We start from the raw sequence: 20,555 nt of genomic DNA on the forward strand, positions 1-20,555 counted from the left end.
TACGAGGAGCCCCAGGCAGCGTAAAAATTGAGCACTCACTCTCACCCAGCAGGGTACCGCAAATGAAGATCGCTATTCTGGACGACTGGTTCGACACTCTCCGTCGCCTTCCTTGCTATGCCCTCTTGCGAGATCACGAGGTCACTGTCTGGACGGATCACGCCGAAGATACCGATGTGCTCGCGCAGCGCCTCGCCGATACGGAAGCGTTGGTCTTGATCCGCGAGCGCACCACCATACGTCGCGAGTTGATCGAAAAGTTGCCCAAGCTGCGCCTGATTAGCCAGCGCAGCGTCTATCCGCATATCGACGTCGCCGCATGCAGCGACCATGGCGTCCTCGTTTGCTCGGACCTGCACGCCGATACGCCCTCTTATGCCGCGGCGGAGCTGACCTGGGCGCTGGTGCTGGCCGCTATGCGCCAGTTGCCGCAACAGGTGGAATCCATGCGGCACGGCCATTGGCAAAGCGGCGTGGGCCACACCGTCCGGGGCAAGACCATGGGCATCTTCGGCTATGGCCGCATCGGCCGGGTGGTTGCCGGCTACGCGCGGGCGTTCGGCATGCGGGTGCTGGTCTGGGCCCGCCCCGAGTCGCTGCAGCACGCACGCGACGACGGGCACGAAGTCGCGGCCTCCAAGCAGGAGTTCTTCGCGTCCTGTGACGTGCTGTCGCTGCATATGCGCCTGGTCGCCGCCACCAAGGGCATCGTCAACGCGGCGGACCTCGCGGCCATGAAAGAAGGATCGTTGTTCGTGAACACCAGCCGTGCCGGACTTGTCGAACCTGGCGCATTGGAGCGGGCGCTGCGGGCAGGCCGTCCGGGTATGGCGGCGCTGGATGTCTTCGAGCAGGAGCCATTGACCGATACCGCGAATCCGTTACTGCAGATGCCCAATGTCCTGTGCACGCCTCACATCGGATACGTGACCTATGAGGAATGGGATCTGCAGTTCAAGGATGTGTTCAACCAGATTCTCGGCTTTGCGGCAGGCAAGCCCGTGAACATGGTGAATCCGCAGGTGGCGTCGTCATGAACCTGTCCTTGGAGCGCCTGGCGAAGCTGCTGGATCTGGATGCGGCGAACCATGAGCGCCTGCGACTGACTTTCGGCCTCGCCTGTGCGCAGCGGGTCGAGTATCTGCTCGAAGAACAGGAGGTCGTGGATTGCCTGGCGAGCCTGGGCCGTTATCTGGGCGGCGCGATCGACCACGAACAGCTGGAGCAGATTTCCAGGCGGGCTGCGAGCCTGGCGAACCAGCACCAGGGATCGAAATCGTTGGACGGCTGCGGCCATGCCGCGGTGTCCGCGACCTATGCGGTTGCCAGCGCCCTGGCCGGCAAGGCGCTGCGCGCAGCCGAATACGCGGCTTACGCAGCGGTTTACGGACAGGGTGGTTACGGCGCCGTGTCTGATCCCGAAGCGTTCAGGGTGGAGTTCGCCTGGCAGACGAAATGTCTGGAGTCCTTGGCTGCCGGTAGGGTTGAATAGTCCGTATCGATGCTGTGGAACGGCGCCTTGTCGTGCGGAGCCCGGCATCTCGGAAAACAAAAAACCCGCAGATTTTCATCTGCGGGTTTCGGAAAATCGCTGGAGGCGCAAGCCGGAATCGAACCGACGTACACGGATTTGCAATCCGCTGCATAACCACTCTGCCATTGCGCCAGCACTTGCAAGAAAAAAGGAAGCGCGGTGTTGGCCGTTGCTTCCTTTTTGTATTTGGAGCGGGAGACGAGTCTCGAACTCGCGACCTCAACCTTGGCAAGGTTGCGCTCTACCAACTGAGCTACTCCCGCGGGGGTACTGCAATTTGGTGTGTTTTCTGACTTGGTTTTCAGAAAGGCCGTGTCCACCAAAGACAGCGATTATACACAGAATTTCGGGCTTGTGTAGCCTGGCGGGGCGGGGAAGTGAAAAATCCCCGCTCGCCGGGCCAAACAATGTCCTCAGGGCGTATCGCTCGATGCCGGCGTTGTGACGGTCGCGGCTTCGGGGGCGGCTTCAGGCGCGGGGGCGTCAGCCGGGGCGTCAGCGGATGCGGCAGCCGGCGCGGCGGCCTTTTTCGCGGGACGAGCCTTGCCGGCCGGCCGGCGCGAAGCCTGGCGGCGCGCGTACGCGGCTTGTTCCGCCGTTACCGTGCCTGCGGGCTGGCCTTGCAGGTCGACGCGAGTGGCGTCCGCGACCATGCTGCTCCAGTAGCGGCTGCCCTTGCACCAGGTGGCGATGGCTTGTTTGAGCTGTTCTTCCGTCATGCCCAGCTTCTCGAGATGCTGGGCCGCGTCGGCCAGGATGCCTTGCTTGAGCGGCAGCTTGGGCGCGGGATTCTTGGGGAACGCCTGCGGGAAGTGCTTTTGCAGGCGCCAGATGGCCTCGACCGCGGGGTCGACGGGCTCGCGCTTTTGCTGCGCGCGGGCGGCAGCCTTCGCTTGACCCGACTCGCGCTTTTGCTGCGGCCGCGCCGCAGCCTTCGCTTGATCAGGCTCCCGCTTCTTTGTCCGGCCTGCCGCCTTCGGTTGGACCGGCACCGCCTTTTGAGCCTGTGCCCGCAGCTGCTCGCGCAGGTCGGCAAGTTTTTCAAAACCCATTGTTATTTCCAAGACCTCAGATTTGTTCAGGCTGAAGGTTACCGCAAGTGCGCGAATGCAGCACAGCCTGGGCGTTACGCGTGTGGCGCCGACGCCATGGCCGCAGACGTCGGCGGATGCCGGTTTGCCGGCGGATCAGCGTTTGGAAGACGGGCAGGCGGGCTGGCCGGGCACCTGTATGTTTCTCTCGGTTTGCGGCGGGCCGGACCAGGCTGAGTCCGATCGGCGCGACGTCGATGATCTTGCGGTTCAGCGCGAGGCTGTCGATGAGCGCTGTCTGATGCCGTATCGCGGGCGAAACCAGCGTTTCCCTGATGTGGCGTACGCCCAGCTGGCGCCTTGGAAGCTGAAGGAGTCGCGGGCCAACCTTGCCGAGATCGAGCCGGTTGCGGAAGGAGAGGGGCCGCCGTGCAAGGCGACCCGGCTGTCATTGTCGTAAAGCGCATAGCTTGCGCCGTCGCTGGCGTGTTCCGCTGTGATGACGGAGGCGATGTCGTCGACTTCGAGCCCCACCCAGGTCTGCTCGTTGCCAGCCCCTTCGAGCGGCGTATACAGAAACAGATAATCGGTGGCGTCCGCTGTGGTGTCCGCCTAGCCGCGTGTCGTCCACCGCCAGGCGCGTCGAGCCGGGGCCTGCCAGCGTCGTGTAGACGATGCGCGCGTTGGCGGCGGCTACGTCCGCCCGGTTGCGGCGGGTAAGAATCAGCGCCCAATCGTAGGAGTCCGCCCCGTTCATCAGCGGGATGACGTTGACCTGTCCGGTCTGGCCGAAGGTCCTGGGCGTGTGCTGGGCTGGCATGCGGTCGGTGTTGCGCACTGACGAGGAGGCCACTGCCCGGAGCAGCGTTTCGCGCTGATCGAAGAATATCTGCGCGCGGTCAGCGGCGGCATTCATGCGGCGGCGGTAGCTGGAGACCTCGTCACTGAACGACCAGTACATCGACAGCATCGTGCCGATGAGTATGCATGCCTGCAGTGCCATGGCGAGCAGATGCAGCAGGATCATCGGCAATCTGGCGGTTGCCGGCGTGTATCCGTCGGGGAGGCTGGGGGCGGCCATCATGCCAGCGATGGTATGGGCCGGGCCGGGCTTCACGGATAAGAAAATTCTGGAAGCGCGATGGCGCCGGAGGCCTCGTTCCCATACGGCTATGTCAATTTGTTTCCCGATTGCCTCGGAAATCGGGAAATAGTGCGCCAGTTGTGTCGGCGTGGATGGTATCCGACAAGAAAATTTAAATAAATCGGATATTGGTCATTTTATTTATTTTCTACGTGCGGATGGTATCCATATTCAAATTCTGCGATTTTGGATGGTATCCAAGATACTGAATTAATTAATAAAGATGGTATCTATTCATTAATTTTCGATATTGAAAGAAAAGGGGTATAAATTGCCTCCTTTTTTCGCGAAAACTTGTTTCGGCCATTAGGTTTACCCGGTTACTTAATAATACTTTTATAGCGATCCGGTAATGCCTTGGATATCAGATTTATTAATCGACATATGGAGGATTTACGTTGATACACGACACGAAGAAATGGCTGACGGCGACGCTCGCGCTGAGCGCGTCCTACTGCGGTGGCGTTACGGCTGCGGACCTGACGGTTACGTCGGGCAATACGCAGGTGTTCGACGGCTCGGCCAATTTCCCCGGCGGGGTGGATGTCAACGGCGGCACGCTGGTGATCGGCGGCAATGGCGGCGGCTCGGGCGTTACGTTGGGCGGTAACGTCAATGCGAACTCGAACGGCACCGTCGCGGGCTTTGGCTCGATCAATGGCGACCTCAACGTGTCCGGCGCGCGCGTGGCGCCCGGCTATGAAGTCGGCACGCCCACTGGCGTCTCCAACGGCAATCTGGTCGTCAACGGCAACCTGTCGATGAACAATGCCGTGTTCAATTTCGAGACCGGCTACGCGGGGCTGCCGATTACGCAACCCGGCACCGGCGACAACATTACCGTGCGCGGCGATGCCGCCATCAACAACACCACGCTGAACGTCACGGTCAACACCCTGGGCGTCAATGCCGGCTACTACCGGATCCTGTCCTACGGCGGCAATCTGAGCGGCAACGGCCTGACGCTGGGTTCGGTCTCGGGTGATTCCGCCCCTGCCGCGACCATCCAGAACCTGACTGGCGACAAGCAGATCAACCTCATCCTGGGGCCGAGCACGACCAATCTGTGGAACGGCAACGGCGCGGCATCTGCAACCCGCTCGGGCGGCGGCAACGGCACCTGGAGCGCGGCCAGCACCAACTGGAACAGCCCGAGCAATGCCACGGGCGCTCTGCCCGACGGCGGCTATGCGATTTTCACGGGCGCAGCCGGCACGGTGACCGTGGACGGCAGCGCCGGGCCGGTGCGCGTGTCGGGCATCCAGTTCGCCACCGACCGCTATCGCCTGCAAGGCGCTCCCATCACCCTGGTCGGCAGCGGTGGCAACCCGCCCGCGATCGTGGTCGGTGACGGCACCTATGCTTCGGGCCAATTCGTCGACACCATCGACAACCCGCTGCAAGGCACGCAGGGCTTCGTCAAGACCGGCCCGGGATCGGTGATCCTGACCGCGGACAGCAGCGGCCTCACGGGCCCCATCCTGATCGCCGACGGCGCCCTGGAAATCGACGGCAAGCTGAACGGCCCAATGGACATCGGCCGCGAAGTCGTGCTGGCGGGCGTGGGCCAGGTAGGCACCACCAACCTCTATCCCACCGCGGTCATTTCTCCGGGCAATGACGGCACGCCCATGGGCACGCTCACCGTCAACGGCAACCTGACCTTTGGCCAGAACACCATCTACCGCGTGCATGCCGATCCGGCCAGCAGCCTCAGCGACCGCATCCACGTCACCGGCGTCGCCTACCTCGACGGCACCGTGGCGCATGTGGGGCCAGACGGCAACTACGCGCCGCGCACGACCTACAACATCCTGACGGCCGATGGAGGCATCCAGGGCCAGTTCACCGGCGCTTCGAGCGGATACGCGTTCCTGACGCCCACGCTCAGCTACGACCCGAAGAATGCGTACATGACCCTGACGCGCAACGACGTGCCGATCGGCAGCATCGGCGGCTCGGGCAACGAGAGCAACGTGGGTGGCGCGCTGGATCAGGAAGAGCCGCCCGCGACGGGCAACGGTTCGTCCTCGAACGGCAACGGCTCGACGTCGACGGGCAATGGCTCGTCTTCTGCCGGCAATGGTTCGACGTCGACGGGCAACGGTTCGTCTTCGGCTGGCAACGGTTCGACGTCGACGGGGAATGGTTCGTCTTCGACCGGCAACGGCTCGACATCGACCGGCAACGGTTCGTCCACAGCCGGCAACGAAACGCCCCCCGCCGGTAGCGGGTCCTCCCTGGTCGACAGCGGCGTCGCCGCGGGCAAGAACACCGGCGCCAGCCAGGTGGCGGCGGCCGTGCTCGCCATGACGCCGAACGAAGCGCGTTCGGCCCTGAAGATGCTGTCGGGCGAAGCCTACGCCAGCACCGCCAGCGTGCTGCTGAGCCAGGGCGACACCGTGCGCACGCTGCCGCTGTCGCATCTGCGCGGCAATCTCGACGCGCCGGTGCTTGCCGGACGGCCCACGGCCCAACTGGGTGCGCCGTCGTCCGACGCCATGCCGCAAAGCGGCGCCTCGCCGGTTTGGGCGCAAGCGTTCGGCAACTGGAGCAAGTTCGGCAGCGACGGCAACGCGTCCAGCGTGAGCCAATCGTCGGGCGGCCTCTTCGTCGGCGGCGATGGCGCGGTCGGCGGCGGCTGGCGCCTGGGCGCTGCGGTCGGCTACATCGGCAGCCACAACTCGATCGACGACGCGTCCTCGCGTACCAATGTGGACAGCTACACGGCCACCTTGTTCGGCGGACGGAACTTCCAGGCCGGCCCTGGTCACGTCCGGTTCATGGCCGGCGCGGCCTACACCTGGCATGACATCGACGCAAAGCGCGACGTGGCAGCCGGCAGCCTGAACCAGCGCCTCGAGTCGTCCTACCACGCCTCGTCGACGCAGGTGTTCACCGAACTCGGCTACAACCTGCCGCTGGGCGATGCCTACACCATCGAACCCTTCGCCGGGCTGGCATGGAACCAACTGCGCACGCGCGGCTTCGAGGAATCAGGCGGCACGGCGGCCCTGCACGGGTCCAGCAATTCCGATGACGTGACCAGCACCACGCTGGGACTGCGCGGCGGCTGGGAGTTCGGCTCTGACCGCACGCCGGGCCGTCTGACCGCGTCGCTGGGCTGGCGCCATGCCATGGGCGATGTCAAGCCCAAGCAACAGCTGGCCTTCGAAGGCGGCAGCACGTTCTCGGTGACGGGCGTGCCGATCGCCCGCGACGCCGCGGTGTTGGGCCTGGGCGCAGAAATGGCGATCACGCGCAACACGACGGCCGGCATTGCGTATGACGCGCAGTTCGGCGGCGGCAACCGCCAGCAATCGGGCGTGCTCAAGCTGGCTGTGCGCTTCTGATTGGACGCCGCACAGGCGCAACAGGCATCGCGATTGCGGCGCCCGTTGTGCCTGTGCGGGTTGGAATCCAGGCCAAATGAAAAGGGGCGAATCGAAAGATTCGCCCCTTTTTCCAGGACTTGCTCAAGAATGCGCGCTGAGCGGGGCCAGGGCGGACGAGACGCAGTTGGTCCTAGCGCTTATCGGCCCCTTGCCATCGCAGATAAGCCGAGCGGGTAACAGCAGACACTGAATCGAGGACTTTCCGGTGATCGACCTGATGCCGCAGCATCAGCCGTGCATCGGCCACGGCGCGGGATTTGCAGAACCAATGGCAACTGTGCTGCAGCAGATATAACTCTGCCGAGAGGTGGTACGCGCGTTCTCTTGCGTCCCAGTGGCTCTCGTTGTCCACGACATGGCGCAAGCCGGATGCATGAATGTGCAGCAGTTCACGAAAATCCCGTGTCCTTGCAGGAAGAAAGCGCTCGATGTATGGCACGCAGAACGAGAGCGTGCTCACACGGGTAGCCTGCGGACTTTCCTTTTGCATGGCGTCGGCCAGCGACCGTACTTGTGCCGCCACGGCGCGTTCGGTCTGAGCGAAGGTTTCCAGCACCTGTAGCTGGCGTGTTTCGGCGTCTTCGCGGATGGCGCGTGTGTAGCCTTGCGTCAGGGTTTCCATGTGGCGCTCAAGCTGCAAACCGCCCAGATGACGGCCCAGCAGCGCGATGCGGGCGCGCTGGTAGCGCACGCGCAGCACCTGCCATGCAGCGACAAGCACCAGCAGGATCAATGCGGTATCCATTGCCCGTGTTCCTTCATTTTTCAAGCGGCGCAAACCGCAATGAAAAAAGGGCCCGTAGGCCCTTTCTCAAGGATTTTCAGAATTCCGAGAAGGAAGCTGGAAATCAAAATTTGGAGCGGGAGACGAGTCTCGAACTCGCGACCTCAACCTTGGCAAGGTTGCGCTCTACCAACTGAGCTACTCCCGCAATTTCTTGTCTGGAGCCAGCCCCAACTGGGCGGTTCCTGACAAGCGAGGCGGAAGTATACCCAATTTTTCCAAAGATGCACGCTGGCGGCGGAATGCCGCGATGCGGGCCCTCGAAGCGGCGCGCTGACGCTGCTTCGGCGCCCCGGTGGTCGCCATTGATTGAACATGCGGCGGCGCGGCATGCGCCGGATCGCCAGTCCGGCGCTATGAAAACTGGCAAATTATCTTCAAAAAATATCAACAAAATCCATATTGCTTCACTCATACGCGAGATTCAGAATTCTGTTCATGGGCGCAGCCTGTCGCCCGAGGGCGGAAAATGGATACCAAGAACTCCACGAATCAGAGACAACTCACGGTCCGCATTTCCCGGGGAACCGAGGACGGGGCCTACTCCACGTACTCGGTCCCCTGGCGCGAAAACCAGACGGTCCTGGATGTGGTGACCGAAGTCCAGCGCACGCAGGAGCCCAGCCTCTCGTATCGCTACGCCTGTCGCGTCGGCGTGTGCGGGTCCTGTGCCATGACGGTCAATGGCAAGCCGCGCTGGACCTGTCGCACGCATGTGAGCCGCGTCGAGGAAGGCGGCGTGATCGTGATCGAGCCAATGCGCAATATGCCGCGGATCAAGGATCTCGTCGTCGATATGAGCGAGTTCTTCCAGAAGTGGGCGCGCGCCGGGAACACCTTCGTCGGCACAGCTACACGCAACGATCCGCCGGCGTTGGTGTCGCCGCAGAGCAAGAAGCGCAAGCAGGCCGACGCGGCCATCGAATGCATCAATTGCGGCGTGTGCTACGCGGCCTGTGACGTGGTGTCCTGGGACAAGGACTATCTTGGCCCGGCCGCCCTGAACCGCGCATGGACGCTGTACAACGACGAACGACACGCCGACCCCAAGGACGTGCTGCGCAAGGCCACCTCCGGCAGCGGCTGCAATTCCTGCCACTCCCAGGGCAGCTGCATGAAGCACTGTCCGGTAAGCCTCAGCCCCACCGGCAGCATTGCCGGATTGAAGCGCAGCGCCATCTTCAGCCTGCTCAAGGGAGGCTGACATGGAAGCTCGTCTTTTCGCGCTCCAGCGTCTGACGGCGATGGTGATGGCGCCCTTTGTCCTGGTACATGTGGGCCTGGTCATCTATGCAGTGCGCGGCGGCCTGACCGCGGGCGAGATCCTCTCGCGTACCGAGGGCAACTGGTTCTGGATAGTCTTCTACGGCCTGTTCGTCGTGAGCGTCTCGGTCCACGTGCCGATCGGCGTGCGCAACATCCTGATCGAGTGGCTGCAGTTGGGCCGCGGCGCGGCGTCCGCGGTCGGACTGGCGTTCGGCCTGGGACTGCTCATCCTGGGCGTTCGCGCCGTCGCGGCGGTGGGAGGCCTGATGCCATGAGATCCGCGCGCAACCATCAGGCGTACTGGGCTTTCCTGGGGCATCGCATTTCCGGCCTGGCGCTGGCCCTGTTCCTGCCGGCGCATTTCTATGTGCTGGCGATGGCGCTGGACGAAGCGCGGCTGGACGGATTCCTGAAGCTCGCCGACATGCCGGCGATGAAGGTCGGCGAGTGGGGGCTGGTGCTGCTGCTGACCCTGCACATGTTCTTCGGGCTGCGCCTGCTCGCACTGGAGCTGCTGCCTTGGCGTTCGCCGCGGGACGCGCGCGTCGCGTGGATCGGCTGGGGCTTTGCGGTCTCCATGGCGACGGGCCTGGTTTTCATCGCGGGAGTGATCTGAGATGCGGATCGAGAACATCAAGACGGACATCCTTGTGCTGGGCACCGGCGGCGCGGGCCTGTTCGCGGCGCTGCACGCCAAGAAGGCGAATCCGTCGCTGCGCGTGACGGTGACGGTGAAGGGCCTGTTGGGCAAGTGCGGCTGTACCCGCATGGTCCAGGGCGGCTACAACGTCGCGTTGGCCGCCGGCGACTCGGTGGAACGCCATTTCATGGACACCATCGAGGGCGGCAAATGGCTGCCGCGCCAGGACCTGGCGTGGCGGCTGGTCGAAGGCGCCGTCGAGCGCGTGCGCGAACTGGAAAACGAGATCGGCTGCTTCTTCGACCGCAATCCCGACGGCACCCTGCATTCCAAGGCGTTTGCTGGCCAGAGCTTCGACCGCACTGTGCACAAGGCAGACCTGACGGGCATCGAGATCATCAACCGGCTCATGGAGCAGGTGCGGGCGCTGGACGTCGATGAACTGGAAGAGCATCGCGCCATCGAACTGATTCCCGCCGCCGACGGCTCTGGTATTTCCGGCGTGCTGTTCATCGACATGCGGACAGGCCTTTACCGCTACATCCAGGCCAAGGCCGTGCTGCTGGCAACGGGGGCGGGGCCGACCATGTACCGCTACCACACGCCTTCGGGCGACAAGACCTGCGACGGCCTGGCCATGGCGCTGCGCTACGGCTTGAAGCTGCGCGACATGGAGATGGTGCAGTTCCATCCCACCGGCCTGCTGGGCGGGCCGGACACGCGCATGACCGGCACGGTGCTGGAGGAGGGCCTGCGCGGAGCGGGCGGCTACCTGCTCAATGGCGACGGCGAGCGCTTCATGGCCAATTACGACAAGCGCGGCGAACGCGCCACGCGCGACGTGGTCAGCCGCGGCATCTACGCCGAAATGCGCGCAGGACGCACGGGGCCGATGGGCGGGGTCTACATCCAGATGAGCCATCTGGGCCCGGACAAGGTGGCCAAGACTTTTCCCGGCATGGTCAACCGATGCAAGGACTGCGGCTTCGATCTGGCGGGCGGCAAGGTGGAGGTGGTGCCGACGGCGCACTACCTGATGGGTGGGGTCGAATTCAATGTGGACGGTTCAACCGCGTCGCCGGGCCTGTATGCGGCCGGCGAGGATTGCGGCGGCGTGCACGGCGCCAACCGCCTGGGTGGCAACGGCGTCGCCAATTCCACGGTGTTCGGCGGCATCGCGGGCGATGCGATGGCGGCCTACGTTGCGAAGTCCGGCCAGTGGCGCGACCCCGACCAGGGCGTCATCGCGCGCGGCATCGAACGCGCCGAGTTCCCGTTTTCCCGGCCCGCGGGCCGCATCCACGAGCTGCGCGACGCGCTCTCGCAAACCATGTGGGACGACGTAGGCGTGCTGCGCCGCCAAGAGGCCATGGCGCATGGCCTTGATGCCATTGCCGGCCACCGCGCCGCCTTGCGCGATATCGGCGTGGCGGACGGCGACCGCCGCTACAACCTGACCTGGCACGACTGGCTCAACCTGGAAAGCCTGGTCGACATTTCCAAGGTCATCACGGTTTCGGCGCTGGCGCGAGAGAACAGCCGCGGCGCGCACTACCGCGAAGATTTTCCCGAGGCCGGCGACCTGCACACCAGCTGCTACACGCGCGTGAGCGCGCAGGACGGCGAGGTGGCGCTGGAGATGGTTCCGGTTTCCTTCGACATCGTAAAACCCGGCGAATCGCTCATCGAGGGCGAGGCGGGCATTCCCCAGAGCTGAGGCACTCCAACCATGAGCATTCCTGTCCAGAAAGTTGAAGAGGCGGCGCTGGAGATCATGCGCCGCGCGGCCATCGAGATTCCGGCCGACTACAAGCGCGGCATCCAGGAGCTGCAGAAGAAGGAAACCGGCAAGCTGCCGCGTTTTGTCATCCACGCCATGGTGGACAACTGGGAAGCCGCCGATCAGGACCGGCGCCCAATGTGCGCCGACACCGGCCTGCCGCGCTACTACGTCAAGGTGGGCAACAACGCCTCGGTCGACAGCGGCTTCGTCGCCGTGGAACGTGCGCTGCGCCACGCCACGGCCGAGGCCACGGTCAGCGTGCCGCTGCGGCCCAACCGCGTGCATCCGCTCTGGCGCACCGACCATAACAACAACGTCGGCATCAATGCGCCAGAGGTCGAATGGTCCTTCGAGCCGGACTGCGACTGGATAGACATCACCACCGTGCACAAGGGCGGGTTGTTCGGCACCGACTACCGCATGCTGTTTCCAGGCGACGGCATAGACGGCATCAAACGCTTCGTGCTGGACACGCTGATCGCCTTCGGCAAGCGCGGGCTGGCCTGTCAGCCGGCCATCGTCGGCATCGGGCTGGGCGGCTCCAAGGACACCTGCATGCAGCTGGGCAAGCAGGCGGCCTGTCTGCGCACGGTCGGGGACCGCAATCCGGACCCCAAGGTGGCGGAGCTTGAACTGGAGCTGATGCAGCTGGGCAATTCCATCGGCATGGGCGCCATGGGTTTCGTCGGCTCCGGCATGGTGGTGGACTGCCATATCGAGTGCGGCTACACCCACACCGGGGGCATGCCCATCAGCCTGCACACTTTCTGCCTGTCTTCGCGCCGCGCCACTGCGCGGATCCATGCCAACGGGGAGATCGAGTACCGCACCGATCCCCAATGGTTCACGCCCTACATGCGCCGGGAGACGGTCGAATGGTAAGCAATGACGACGACATCAAGGTCTTTCATCTGGACCTGCCCGCCAGGCGCGAAGACATCGCCAAGCTGGAACTCGGCTCGGCCGTGTACTTGAACGGCGTGGTCTACACGGCCCGCGAAGGCGTATACAAGAAGGTGCTGGACCAAGGCTTGCCGCTGCCCGTGGACTTGCGCGCCATCAGCAACGTCAACTTCCATTGCTCGCCGGCGGCGGCGCCGGACGGTCGCGGCGGCTACAACGTGGGCGCCGTCACCGCCACCGCCTCGTTCCGATTCTCCAAGTGGATACCGCGCTGGCTGGAAGAGACCGGCTGCCGCATCCTGATCGGCAAGGGCGGGATGCCCGCCGACGATTACAAGCAGGTATTGGCGCCGGGCGGCGCGATCTACCTGACGACCGTGGGCTACGGCACGGGCGCACTTCTGGGCCGGGGCATCAAGCGCGTGCGCGAAGTGCATTGGCTGGACGAACTGGGCATAGCCCAAGCCATGTGGCTGTTCGAGGTCGAAAATTTCGGGCCCTTCATCGTCGAGAGCGACCTCGAAGGCAATTCGCTTTTCGCCCAGCACGCCGAGACCATCAATGCAGGCATCGAGAAACTCTACGCCGGGCTGAAGCCGCCCGCGCTGCACCGCTACGGCGAGACGGACGATCGCAAGGACGAAGTGATGTAGGCGTGCAAGCGCGGCCCGGGTAACTCCACCCCCTGACAAAGAGACTGCAATGATCATCGACTTTAGGCTGCGGCCGCCGGTAGGCGGCTTCCTGGATACGCTGATGTACTCGGCGGGAGAACGTCGCGATGGCTTTACGCGGACGGTGGGCTTCGAGCCCTCGGCCGCGGCGCAGCAGCAATCGATGGCGCTGCTGCTGAAAGAAATGGATGCCGCGCGGATAGACCGCGGCGTGGTCGTGGGACGCCTGGCCGGCGTGCTGGGCAGCGTGTCCAACGAGGACGTGCGAGGCATCGTGGCCGAGCATCCGGGCCGATTCATCGGCGCCGCCTCCATCGACCCCACCGACCGGCGCCGCGCGTGCCAGACCATCAGCCAGGCGGTGGAGGGCGGCTTCAAGCTGATCAATATCGAGCCGGGCTCCTACCCGGTTCCCATGTACGCCGACGACAGACGCCTGTATCCGATCTACGGCCACTGCGAGGACCTGGGCGTGCCGGTGATCATGATGGTCGGAGGCACGGCGGGGCCGGACTTGAGCTATTCGGATCCGATACGGACCGACCGCGTGCTGGCGGATTTTCCCGCCCTGAACGTGGTGGTCGCCCATGGCGGATGGCCCTGGGTCACTGAGATCCTGCACCTGGCGTTCCGGCGCCAGAACCTGTGGCTGTCGCCCGATATGTATTTTTCCCGCATGCCAGGCTGGGAGGAATACGTGAAGGCGGCAGACGGTTTTCTCTCGGACAGGATGCTTTACGCCAGCTCGTTCCCGTTCTGCCCGGTGCAAGGGTACAAAGAGTGGTTCGAGACCTTGCCGATCCGGGAAGATAATCTTGGGAAAGTCATGGGAGGGAACGCGCGGCGGCTGCTTGGCATCTGACGCGGCATACTCCTCCTTTCCGCAATGCCGTCAACACCAGGAACCTTCTTGCATGGATATCCGCACGCTCTACACGCTGATCGCGATTGCAGACCACGGCAGTTTCGCCGAGGCCGGCAATACCATCGGCCTGTCGCTGTCGGCGGTGAGCATGCAGGTTCGCGCGCTCGAGGACGAGCTGGGCATCACGATCTTCGACCGCAGCCGGCGTCCGCCCATCCTCACGGACACGGGGTTGGCGCTGGTGCACCGGGCGCGCGACCTGATCGCGCATTGGGAAAGCATGAGCGCCGCCTTGAAGAAGGGTACTTCGTCGGGATTGCTCAGGCTCGGCAGCGTCCATACCTGTGTGTCGGGCGTGCTGCCGCTGGCGCTGCGGCACCTGCAGAAGCAGGGCCACGGCCTGGAGGTCCATGTCACCACGGGACTCACGCACGACCTGGAGCGCGCCATCTATCACCGCCAGCTGGACGTGGCGATCGTGACCGAGCCCGATGCGCCGCGCTCGGGCCTGGATTTCCTGCCGTTCGTCGAGGAACAACTGGTCGTCATCGCCCACCGCTCGGTCAAGGGCGCCAGCGATCAGGAGATCCTGGAGCAGAATCCCTATGTCCGTTTCAATCGTTCGGCGCGCGTGGGGCATCTGGTGCAGGAAGAGATGGTGCGTAGGCGCATCACCGTGCGTTCGACCATGGAGATCGACAACCTGGAAGGCGTGATCGCCATGGTGGCCAATGGCCTGGGCGCATCGGTGGTACCGGCCTGCCGCGGCAGGAACGAGTTTCCCCCGGGCATCCGCGTCATTCCGTTCGGCTCGCCCACGGTCACTCGTCGCCTGGGCATCCTGGCGCCGAAGGAGAACCCGCGGGCCCATCTTACGCAGTTGTTGCTCGACGCATTGAAGTCAGTCTGTGCCGGCCAGTAGTTCTTAGTCCGGTAGTTCTGTAGTTCAGCAGCCTAGTAGTCCGCAGAAAAACACCGCAACGTCCCGAAAAATCGAGCCATCGGCCCGAGGGTCAGTTGCTGCCTGGCGAATCGTCAGCCGGCCGAACGCCGACCCGCTACGCCGTCCCGCGAACTGAAGGAGACAAAGCCATGAAGAACCAAACTCAACCCAATATTGCGCGCCGCCGCATCGTCAAGACGCTGGGCTGTGGCCTCGCGCTTACGCCGTTTATCGCCCTTCCGGCGCGAGCCGACTGGCCGGCGGACAAGGTCATACGCATGATCGTCCCGTTTTCGGCGGGCGGGGCCACCGACCTGCTGGGCCGCGCGTTGGCGGCCGAATTGGGCAAGGGCCTGAAGCAGAGCGTAATCGTCGAGAATCGCGCGGGCGCTGGCGGCAGCGTGGGCGCGCAGGCTGTCGCCAGCGCGCCGGCGGACGGCTATACGCTGTTGCTTGCGTCGGGCAGCATGTTCACGGTCAACCAGTTCATCTACAGCAAGCTGCCTTATTCGCTGACGGATTTCAGTCCCATCGGCAAGGTGGCAAACGGACCCATGGTCATCACCGTCAATGCCAACCTGCCGGTCAAGAACACGCGCGAGCTGATCGAGTACGCCCGCGCCAGGCCTGGCAAACTCAGCTTCTCGTCCGCGGGCGTGGGCAGCCAGACGCACATGGCGGGCGAAGCTTTCAGCGATGCGGCCGGGATCGAACTCATGCACGTCCCGTACAAGGGCGAGGGGCCGGCCTACACCGACCTCATGGCGGGCGTGATCGAAGTCGCCGTGGGCAATATCAATGCCATCGTGCCGTTGCTCAAGGGAGGACGCCTGCGGGCGCTGTCGGTGACGGGCAAGGAACGTTCCGCGTTGCTGCCGGACGTGCCGACCACGGCCGAGGATGGAGTGCCGGGGTTCGAGTTCACGGGGTGGTTCGCCCTGCTGGCGCCGGCGGGCACGCCCCAGGCTTCGGTCGACCGGCTGCTGGCCGATGCCAGGACGGCGGTGGCGCAGCCCAACATGCAGCGCTATCTGGCTGACCAGGGGATGTCGGCGACCATCGTGCCTGCCGCCGCGCTCAGGGAGGAGATCGCCAGGGAGTCCGCCAAGTGGAAGGCGCTGGTGGAAAAGAAGAAGATCACCGCAAGCTGAATCCGCATGATGCCGCCCGATACGCTCGCCTTTGCCGCACCCGTCGTCCTTGCCGCCTATGTCGTCTTCGGGATGACGGGATTCGGCGCGGCCATGGTGGCCGTGCCGCTGCTGGTCCAGTTCATGCCCTTGCAGTTCGCGGTTCCGCTGGTGGTGCTGTTCGACCTGGCCTGCACCGCGCTGGTGGGCGGCAGCAACTGGCGGCGCGTTTCCCTGGTCGAACTCAAGCGCCTGTTTCCCTGGCTGCTGCTGGGGATAGGGCTGGGTGTGACGCTGCTGCACAACGCCGGCGCTCGCTGGCCTTTGATCCTGCTGGGCAGCTTCGTGCTGGCGGTGTGCATCAAGGGCCTGCGGGGCGCGCGCGGGGCCAAGCCGTCGGCGCCGCTGAATACTTTCTGGGCCTTGCCGTTCGGCGTGTTCGGCGGCATCTTCAGTGCGCTGTTCGGGACCGGCGGGCCGATCTACACCATCTATCTGTCGCGCCGGCTGGATGCGCTGGACCAGTTCCGCGCCACGATCTCGGTGGTCATCCTGGCCAGCGGCCTCATCCGGGCGGCGGCCTTCGGCGCCGCCGGACTGTATGCGCAGCCGGAAATCCTGTTCGCGGCCGCCATGCTGCTGCCCGTGGCCCTGATCGGCCTGTACGGCGGATCCCGCCTCAGGGTTCGGGTGTCCCCGGAACTGCTGAAGCGGGCCATCTTCGTTCTGCTCGCGATAGCGGGCGCAGGCGCCATCTATCGCGGATGGGTCTCGCCTGCGTGAGACAGGCTGCCGTTACTTGGCCGTCGGCATGGCGAACTCGGCGCCCTTGCCAATGCTTTCGGGCCAGCGCTGCATGATCGACTTCTGCCGCGTGTAGAAGCGCACGCCTTCTTCGCCATAAGCGTGCATGTCGCCGAACAGGCTGCGCTTCCAGCCGCCGAATCCATGCCAGGCCATGGGCACGGGGATGGGTACGTTGATGCCCACCATGCCAACCTCGATGCGGCGGCCGAACTCGCGCGCGACGTTGCCGTCGCGGGTGAAGCAGGCCACGCCGTTGCCGAATTCGTGGGCATTGATGAGATCCACGGCTTCTTTCAGATCCTTCACGCGCACGCAGCCCAGCACCGGGCCGAAGATCTCTTCCTTGTAGATGCGCATGTCCGGCGTGACGTGGTCGAACAGCGTGCCGCCCATCCAGAAACCGTCGCCGCAGCCTGCGCCTGCCTGAGAACCCTGGAAGCCGCGGCCGTCCACCAGCAGTTGCGCGCCTTCCTGCACGCCCAGATCGATATAGCCGCTGATGCGCTCATGCGCGGCGCGGGTCACGATGGGGCCCATCTCGGCCGCGGGGTTCTCGCCGTCCAGCACCTTCAGCGTCCTGGTGCGTTCGATCAGTCTGGGCAGCAGCCGGTCGGCCACGTCGCCCACCAGCACCGCCACGCTGATCGCCATGCAGCGCTCGCCGGCCGAGCCGTAGCCGGCGCCGATCAGGGCGTCGACCGCCTGGTCGATGTCGGCGTCCGGCATCACGACCATGTGGTTCTTGGCGCCGCCCAGGGCCTGCACGCGCTTGCCATGGCGTGCGCCGGTCTCGTAGATGTAGTTGGCGATGGGCGTGGAACCGACGAAGCTGATGGCTTTCACGTCCGGGTGTTCCAGCAGCGCATCAACCGCCACCTTGTCGCCCTGCACCACGTTGAACACGCCGTCGGGCAGCCCCGCTTCGCGCAGCAGTTCGGCGATGCGCAGCGATGCGCTGGGGTCGGTGGGGCTGGGCTTGAGCACGAAGGTGTTGCCCGCCGCGATCGCCACCGGGAACATCCACATGGGTACCATCACCGGAAAGTTGAACGGCGTGATGCCCGCCACCACGCCCAGCGGTTGGCGCAGCGTCCAGTTGTCGATGCCGGTGGAAACCTGCTCGGTGTGGGCGCCCTTCAGCAACTGGGGAACGCCGCAGGCGAACTCGACGATGTCGATGCCGCGAGTGACTTCGCCTTGCGCATCGCTGAAAACCTTGCCATGCTCGGCGGTGATCAGGTGGGCAAGTTCGTCGCGATGCTTGTTCATCAGTTCAAGAAACCTGAACAGCACGCGGGCGCGGCGGATGGGAGGGGTGTCCGCCCATTGCGGAAATGCCGCCCGGGCGCTGGCCACGGCGCGGTTCACCTCGTCGGGCGTGGCCAGCGCCACCTGCTTGGCGACGGCGCCCGTGGCCGGGTTGTAGACGGGCTGGCGGCTGCCTGTCCCGTCGACGAGGCTGCCGCCGATATAGTGTCCGGCATCGCGGGATTGGGCGCTGGCATTGCTTGCGGTCATGGCTGGCTCCTGGGCTCATGCATGGTGTTCTGGAGCTGGCAATGTCGCGCATTGCCGCCCGGACGTCGAGACCGCAGGGCTGGAATCAGTGTTTGATGTTTCGAACAATGGAGCAAGGCATGACGAAAACCAGGCGTCTGGAAGATCTGTGGTCGCATATCCATTGCCTTGGGGTGCTGGCCGATACCGGCAGCTATACGGCGGCCGCGCGCCGCCTGCAGATCAGCAAGGCGTCGGTGAGCCAGCGCATCGTGGAACTGGAGCAGGCGGCTGGCGTCCCCCTCGTGCGCCGCACCACCCGCAGCGTCGGCCTGACCGAGGCGGGGCAGAGCCTGGTCGACCAGACCGCGGCGGCCTTTCTGCGCATCGAAGAGGGCTTCTCGGCCGTGCGGGACCTGTCCGAGGGGCCGCGCGGCGTGCTGTCCGTGACCGCACCCGTAGCCCTGGGACGTCAGGTCATTGCGCCGCTGATACCCGGATTCCTGAAGAATTTTCCCGACGTGCGGATCCAGCTGGAACTCAGCGACCATCTGGCGTCCCTGGCTACCGAAGGCTTCGACCTGGCTATCCGGCATGTGGCCGGCGTGCCAGACACGCACGTCGCGTCGGTCATCTGCGAGACGCGCTCCGTGCTGGTTGCGGCCCCGGAGTACCTGGCGCAGCACGGCACGCCGAAGACGCCGATGGATCTGGCCGCCCACAATTGCCTGCACTACCTGCGGCGCAGCGGCAGCGCTACCTGGTCGTTCGAGTCGCGTGACGGAGACAAGCGCGTGGCGGTTCCGGTGCGCGGCAGCTTCACCGCGAACAACAGCGAAGTGCTGCGGGAGGTGGCTGCCGGATCCCTGGGGATCGCGCTGGTGCCGGATTTCAGCGCCAACCAGGCCCTGCGCAGCGGAGAGCTGGTCGAGGTCCTGCGCGGGTGGCGCGTGGTGGGCGAATATGCAGAACGGCTGTACGCAGTCAGGCCCTACACGCCGCGCGTGCCGCTGACCGTATCCTCATTCGTCGGTTACCTGCGCGAGGCGATCCCGGCGTCCGCCGGACTTGGCGGACCGCCAGGGGCGGGCAATGAGGCGAGTTAATTGACTTGCAACCCGGCCTTGGCCACAAGGTCGGCATAGATCGCGGCTCCCTGGCTGACGTATTTTTCCGTTTCCGCGGGGGACAGGACGTGGGGGATGCCGCCGAAGTTGGCGTTGCCGGCGATCCACTTCGGATCCTGTGCGATCTGCTTGAGCACGTCGGCCCATTTGGCCACCGCTTCGGGACTCATGCCCGGCGGCCCGAACAGTCCGCTCCAGCCTACGACAGCTTCGAGTTGAGGCAGCCCCAGCTCGCGGGCGGTCGGGATGTCGGGGAACTGCGCCAGGCGTTCGGGCGTGGTCGTCAGCAGGGCGCGCAGCTTGCCGCTGGCAAGTATGCCCGTCATCGAACTCAGGTTGTTGCAGGCGAAGTCCGCATCCTTGCTGAGCACCGCCAGCGCGACTTCGTTGCCGCCCTTGTAGGGGACGTTGACCACGGCCTCGGATTTCAGGCCGAGGCTGTTGAGCAGCAGCTGCGGCGCAAGATTCTGCACCGTGGCCGGACCGGAATGGCTGTAGTTGAGCTTGCCGGGATGGGCCTTCAAGGCCTGTGCCAGATCGCCGATCGTCTTGTAAGGGCTGTCCGGATGCACCACACAGACCACGGGGTTCAGCTCCAGCAGTCCGATGTACGTGAAGTCCCGGGCGGTATAGGGCGTGGTCTTGGGTTGTAGCGCGGGCAGCAGGACCTGGGAGCCTATCCGGCCGACGAGCAGGGTGTAGCCGTCGGGAGCGGCGTTCTTCACGGCGGCCGAGCCGATCGCGCCGTTCGCCCCGGCCTTGTTGACGACGACCAGCGGCTGGCCAAGCAGGCCTTGCGCGGCGGCGGACAAGTTGCGGGCCGCCATGTCGGCGTCGCCGCCCGCGCTGAACGGCACGATGAGCTGGACGGGTTTGGCGGGATAGGCTTGGGCGGTTGCCAGGCCCGGAAGCGCGGCCAGCATGCAAATCGCGGCGCGAGCGAACGCGCCCGGCCAGAGGCCGGTAGGTCTCATCATGAGAAGTCTCCTGTCGTGCTAAGGGACGAAACCGGACTGCAGCTGGGCTCGATGC

General features: G+C 64.7%; 20 protein-coding genes and 3 tRNA genes. 15 read left to right on the forward strand and 8 right to left on the reverse strand.

Annotation, left to right across the window (positions count from 1 at the left end; all coding sequences use genetic code 11):
* Positions 1 to 62 precede the first annotated feature (62 nt).
* Entirely contained in the window at positions 63 to 1,037 is a 975-nt protein-coding gene (locus IB259_RS17585; RefSeq protein ID WP_192329774.1) for a D-2-hydroxyacid dehydrogenase family protein, read from the forward strand.
* Positions 1,034 to 1,492 carry a hypothetical protein gene (locus IB259_RS17590; RefSeq protein WP_192329776.1) on the forward strand — a complete coding sequence of 153 codons (459 nt, stop codon included), beginning with the start codon at positions 1,034 to 1,036 and terminating at the stop codon, positions 1,490 to 1,492. The genes IB259_RS17585 and IB259_RS17590 overlap by 4 nt, the downstream gene beginning before the upstream one ends.
* Before the next feature lie 100 nt (positions 1,493 to 1,592).
* Here IB259_RS17590 and IB259_RS17595 read toward each other — a convergent pair.
* From IB259_RS17595 to IB259_RS17605, 3 genes are all read right to left on the reverse strand, one after another.
* A tRNA-Cys gene (locus tag IB259_RS17595) sits at positions 1,593 to 1,666 on the reverse strand.
* A gap of 55 nt (positions 1,667 to 1,721) precedes the next feature.
* Positions 1,722 to 1,797 (reverse strand) — tRNA-Gly (locus IB259_RS17600).
* Positions 1,798 to 1,947: 150 nt separating this feature from the next.
* Entirely contained in the window at positions 1,948 to 2,586 is a 639-nt protein-coding gene (locus tag IB259_RS17605) for a ProQ/FINO family protein (RefSeq protein WP_192329778.1), read from the reverse strand.
* Between the two features lie 55 nt (positions 2,587 to 2,641).
* On the opposite strand from IB259_RS17605, the gene IB259_RS17610 reads away from it, so the two are divergent.
* A complete protein-coding gene (locus tag IB259_RS17610; RefSeq protein WP_192329780.1) occupies positions 2,642 to 3,025 on the forward strand; it encodes a hypothetical protein in 384 nt (127 codons plus the stop codon).
* On the opposite strand, the gene IB259_RS17615 is transcribed toward IB259_RS17610, so the two are convergent.
* Complete coding sequence (locus IB259_RS17615; protein ID WP_192329782.1) at positions 3,014 to 3,649, reverse strand: hypothetical protein; 636 nt, start codon at positions 3,647 to 3,649, stop codon at positions 3,014 to 3,016. The genes IB259_RS17610 and IB259_RS17615 overlap by 12 nt on opposite strands.
* 458 nt (positions 3,650 to 4,107) lie before the next feature.
* Between IB259_RS17615 and IB259_RS17620 the strand changes: the two genes are divergently transcribed.
* On the forward strand, positions 4,108 to 7,062 hold the full coding sequence (locus tag IB259_RS17620; protein ID WP_175159442.1) for an autotransporter outer membrane beta-barrel domain-containing protein: 2,955 nt from the start codon (positions 4,108 to 4,110) through the stop codon (positions 7,060 to 7,062).
* Between the two features lie 172 nt (positions 7,063 to 7,234).
* On the opposite strand, the gene IB259_RS17625 is transcribed toward IB259_RS17620, so the two are convergent.
* Both IB259_RS17625 and IB259_RS17630 read right to left on the reverse strand, forming a co-directional pair.
* On the reverse strand, positions 7,235 to 7,849 hold the full coding sequence (locus IB259_RS17625) for a hypothetical protein (RefSeq protein WP_192329784.1): 615 nt from the start codon (positions 7,847 to 7,849) through the stop codon (positions 7,235 to 7,237).
* Positions 7,850 to 7,960: 111 nt separating this feature from the next.
* Positions 7,961 to 8,036: transfer RNA gene (locus IB259_RS17630), tRNA-Gly, on the reverse strand.
* Between the two features lie 321 nt (positions 8,037 to 8,357).
* Here IB259_RS17630 and IB259_RS17635 point away from each other — a divergent pair.
* The 10 genes from IB259_RS17635 to IB259_RS17680 all read left to right on the forward strand — a co-directional run bounded on the left by IB259_RS17635 (position 8,358) and on the right by IB259_RS17680 (position 16,875).
* Positions 8,358 to 9,092, forward strand: coding sequence for a succinate dehydrogenase/fumarate reductase iron-sulfur subunit (locus tag IB259_RS17635; protein WP_054449990.1), 735 nt, complete (start codon positions 8,358 to 8,360; stop codon positions 9,090 to 9,092).
* Position 9,093: 1 nt separating this feature from the next.
* Entirely contained in the window at positions 9,094 to 9,429 is a 336-nt protein-coding gene (locus IB259_RS17640; protein ID WP_054449992.1) for a succinate dehydrogenase, read from the forward strand.
* Positions 9,426 to 9,770: a succinate dehydrogenase gene (locus IB259_RS17645; protein ID WP_054449994.1), complete on the forward strand. Its 345-nt coding sequence runs from the start codon at positions 9,426 to 9,428 to the stop codon at positions 9,768 to 9,770. Before IB259_RS17640 ends, IB259_RS17645 begins: the two co-directional genes overlap by 4 nt.
* Before the next feature lies 1 nt (position 9,771).
* Positions 9,772 to 11,511 (forward strand): L-aspartate oxidase, encoded by a 1,740-nt coding sequence (locus tag IB259_RS17650; protein ID WP_175213856.1) that lies wholly within the window; start codon positions 9,772 to 9,774, stop codon positions 11,509 to 11,511.
* A gap of 12 nt (positions 11,512 to 11,523) precedes the next feature.
* The gene (locus IB259_RS17655) at positions 11,524 to 12,459 is read left to right on the forward strand and encodes a fumarate hydratase (protein WP_054449999.1); all 936 of its coding nucleotides are present in this window, start codon (positions 11,524 to 11,526) and stop codon (positions 12,457 to 12,459) included.
* Positions 12,453 to 13,133: a fumarate hydratase C-terminal domain-containing protein gene (locus IB259_RS17660; protein ID WP_119452069.1), complete on the forward strand. Its 681-nt coding sequence runs from the start codon at positions 12,453 to 12,455 to the stop codon at positions 13,131 to 13,133. The genes IB259_RS17655 and IB259_RS17660 overlap by 7 nt, the downstream gene beginning before the upstream one ends.
* 49 nt (positions 13,134 to 13,182) lie before the next feature.
* A complete protein-coding gene (locus IB259_RS17665; RefSeq protein ID WP_192329786.1) occupies positions 13,183 to 14,016 on the forward strand; it encodes an amidohydrolase family protein in 834 nt (277 codons plus the stop codon).
* Positions 14,017 to 14,068: 52 nt separating this feature from the next.
* Positions 14,069 to 14,941, forward strand: a complete 873-nt coding sequence (locus IB259_RS17670; RefSeq protein ID WP_054450007.1) for a LysR substrate-binding domain-containing protein — start codon at positions 14,069 to 14,071, stop codon at positions 14,939 to 14,941.
* 170 nt (positions 14,942 to 15,111) lie between these two features.
* Entirely contained in the window at positions 15,112 to 16,113 is a 1,002-nt protein-coding gene (locus tag IB259_RS17675; RefSeq protein WP_119452067.1) for a tripartite tricarboxylate transporter substrate binding protein, read from the forward strand.
* A gap of 6 nt (positions 16,114 to 16,119) precedes the next feature.
* Positions 16,120 to 16,875, forward strand: coding sequence for a sulfite exporter TauE/SafE family protein (locus IB259_RS17680; protein ID WP_341868343.1), 756 nt, complete (start codon positions 16,120 to 16,122; stop codon positions 16,873 to 16,875).
* Positions 16,876 to 16,887: 12 nt separating this feature from the next.
* On the opposite strand, the gene IB259_RS17685 is transcribed toward IB259_RS17680, so the two are convergent.
* Positions 16,888 to 18,417 (reverse strand): CoA-acylating methylmalonate-semialdehyde dehydrogenase, encoded by a 1,530-nt coding sequence (locus tag IB259_RS17685; protein WP_119452066.1) that lies wholly within the window; start codon positions 18,415 to 18,417, stop codon positions 16,888 to 16,890.
* A gap of 119 nt (positions 18,418 to 18,536) precedes the next feature.
* Here IB259_RS17685 and IB259_RS17690 point away from each other — a divergent pair, with 119 nt between their 5' ends.
* Entirely contained in the window at positions 18,537 to 19,502 is a 966-nt protein-coding gene (locus tag IB259_RS17690; RefSeq protein ID WP_175159444.1) for a LysR family transcriptional regulator, read from the forward strand.
* Here the strand turns inward: IB259_RS17690 and IB259_RS17695 are convergent.
* Complete coding sequence (locus tag IB259_RS17695; RefSeq protein ID WP_192329788.1) at positions 19,499 to 20,500, reverse strand: tripartite tricarboxylate transporter substrate binding protein; 1,002 nt, start codon at positions 20,498 to 20,500, stop codon at positions 19,499 to 19,501. The two genes, IB259_RS17690 and IB259_RS17695, sit on opposite strands and share 4 nt — an antisense overlap.
* Between the last annotated feature and the right edge of the window lie 55 nt (positions 20,501 to 20,555).

Source organism: Achromobacter sp. ACM04 (genome assembly GCF_014851465.1).
Taxonomy (GTDB): domain Bacteria; phylum Pseudomonadota; class Gammaproteobacteria; order Burkholderiales; family Burkholderiaceae_B; genus Achromobacter; species Achromobacter aegrifaciens.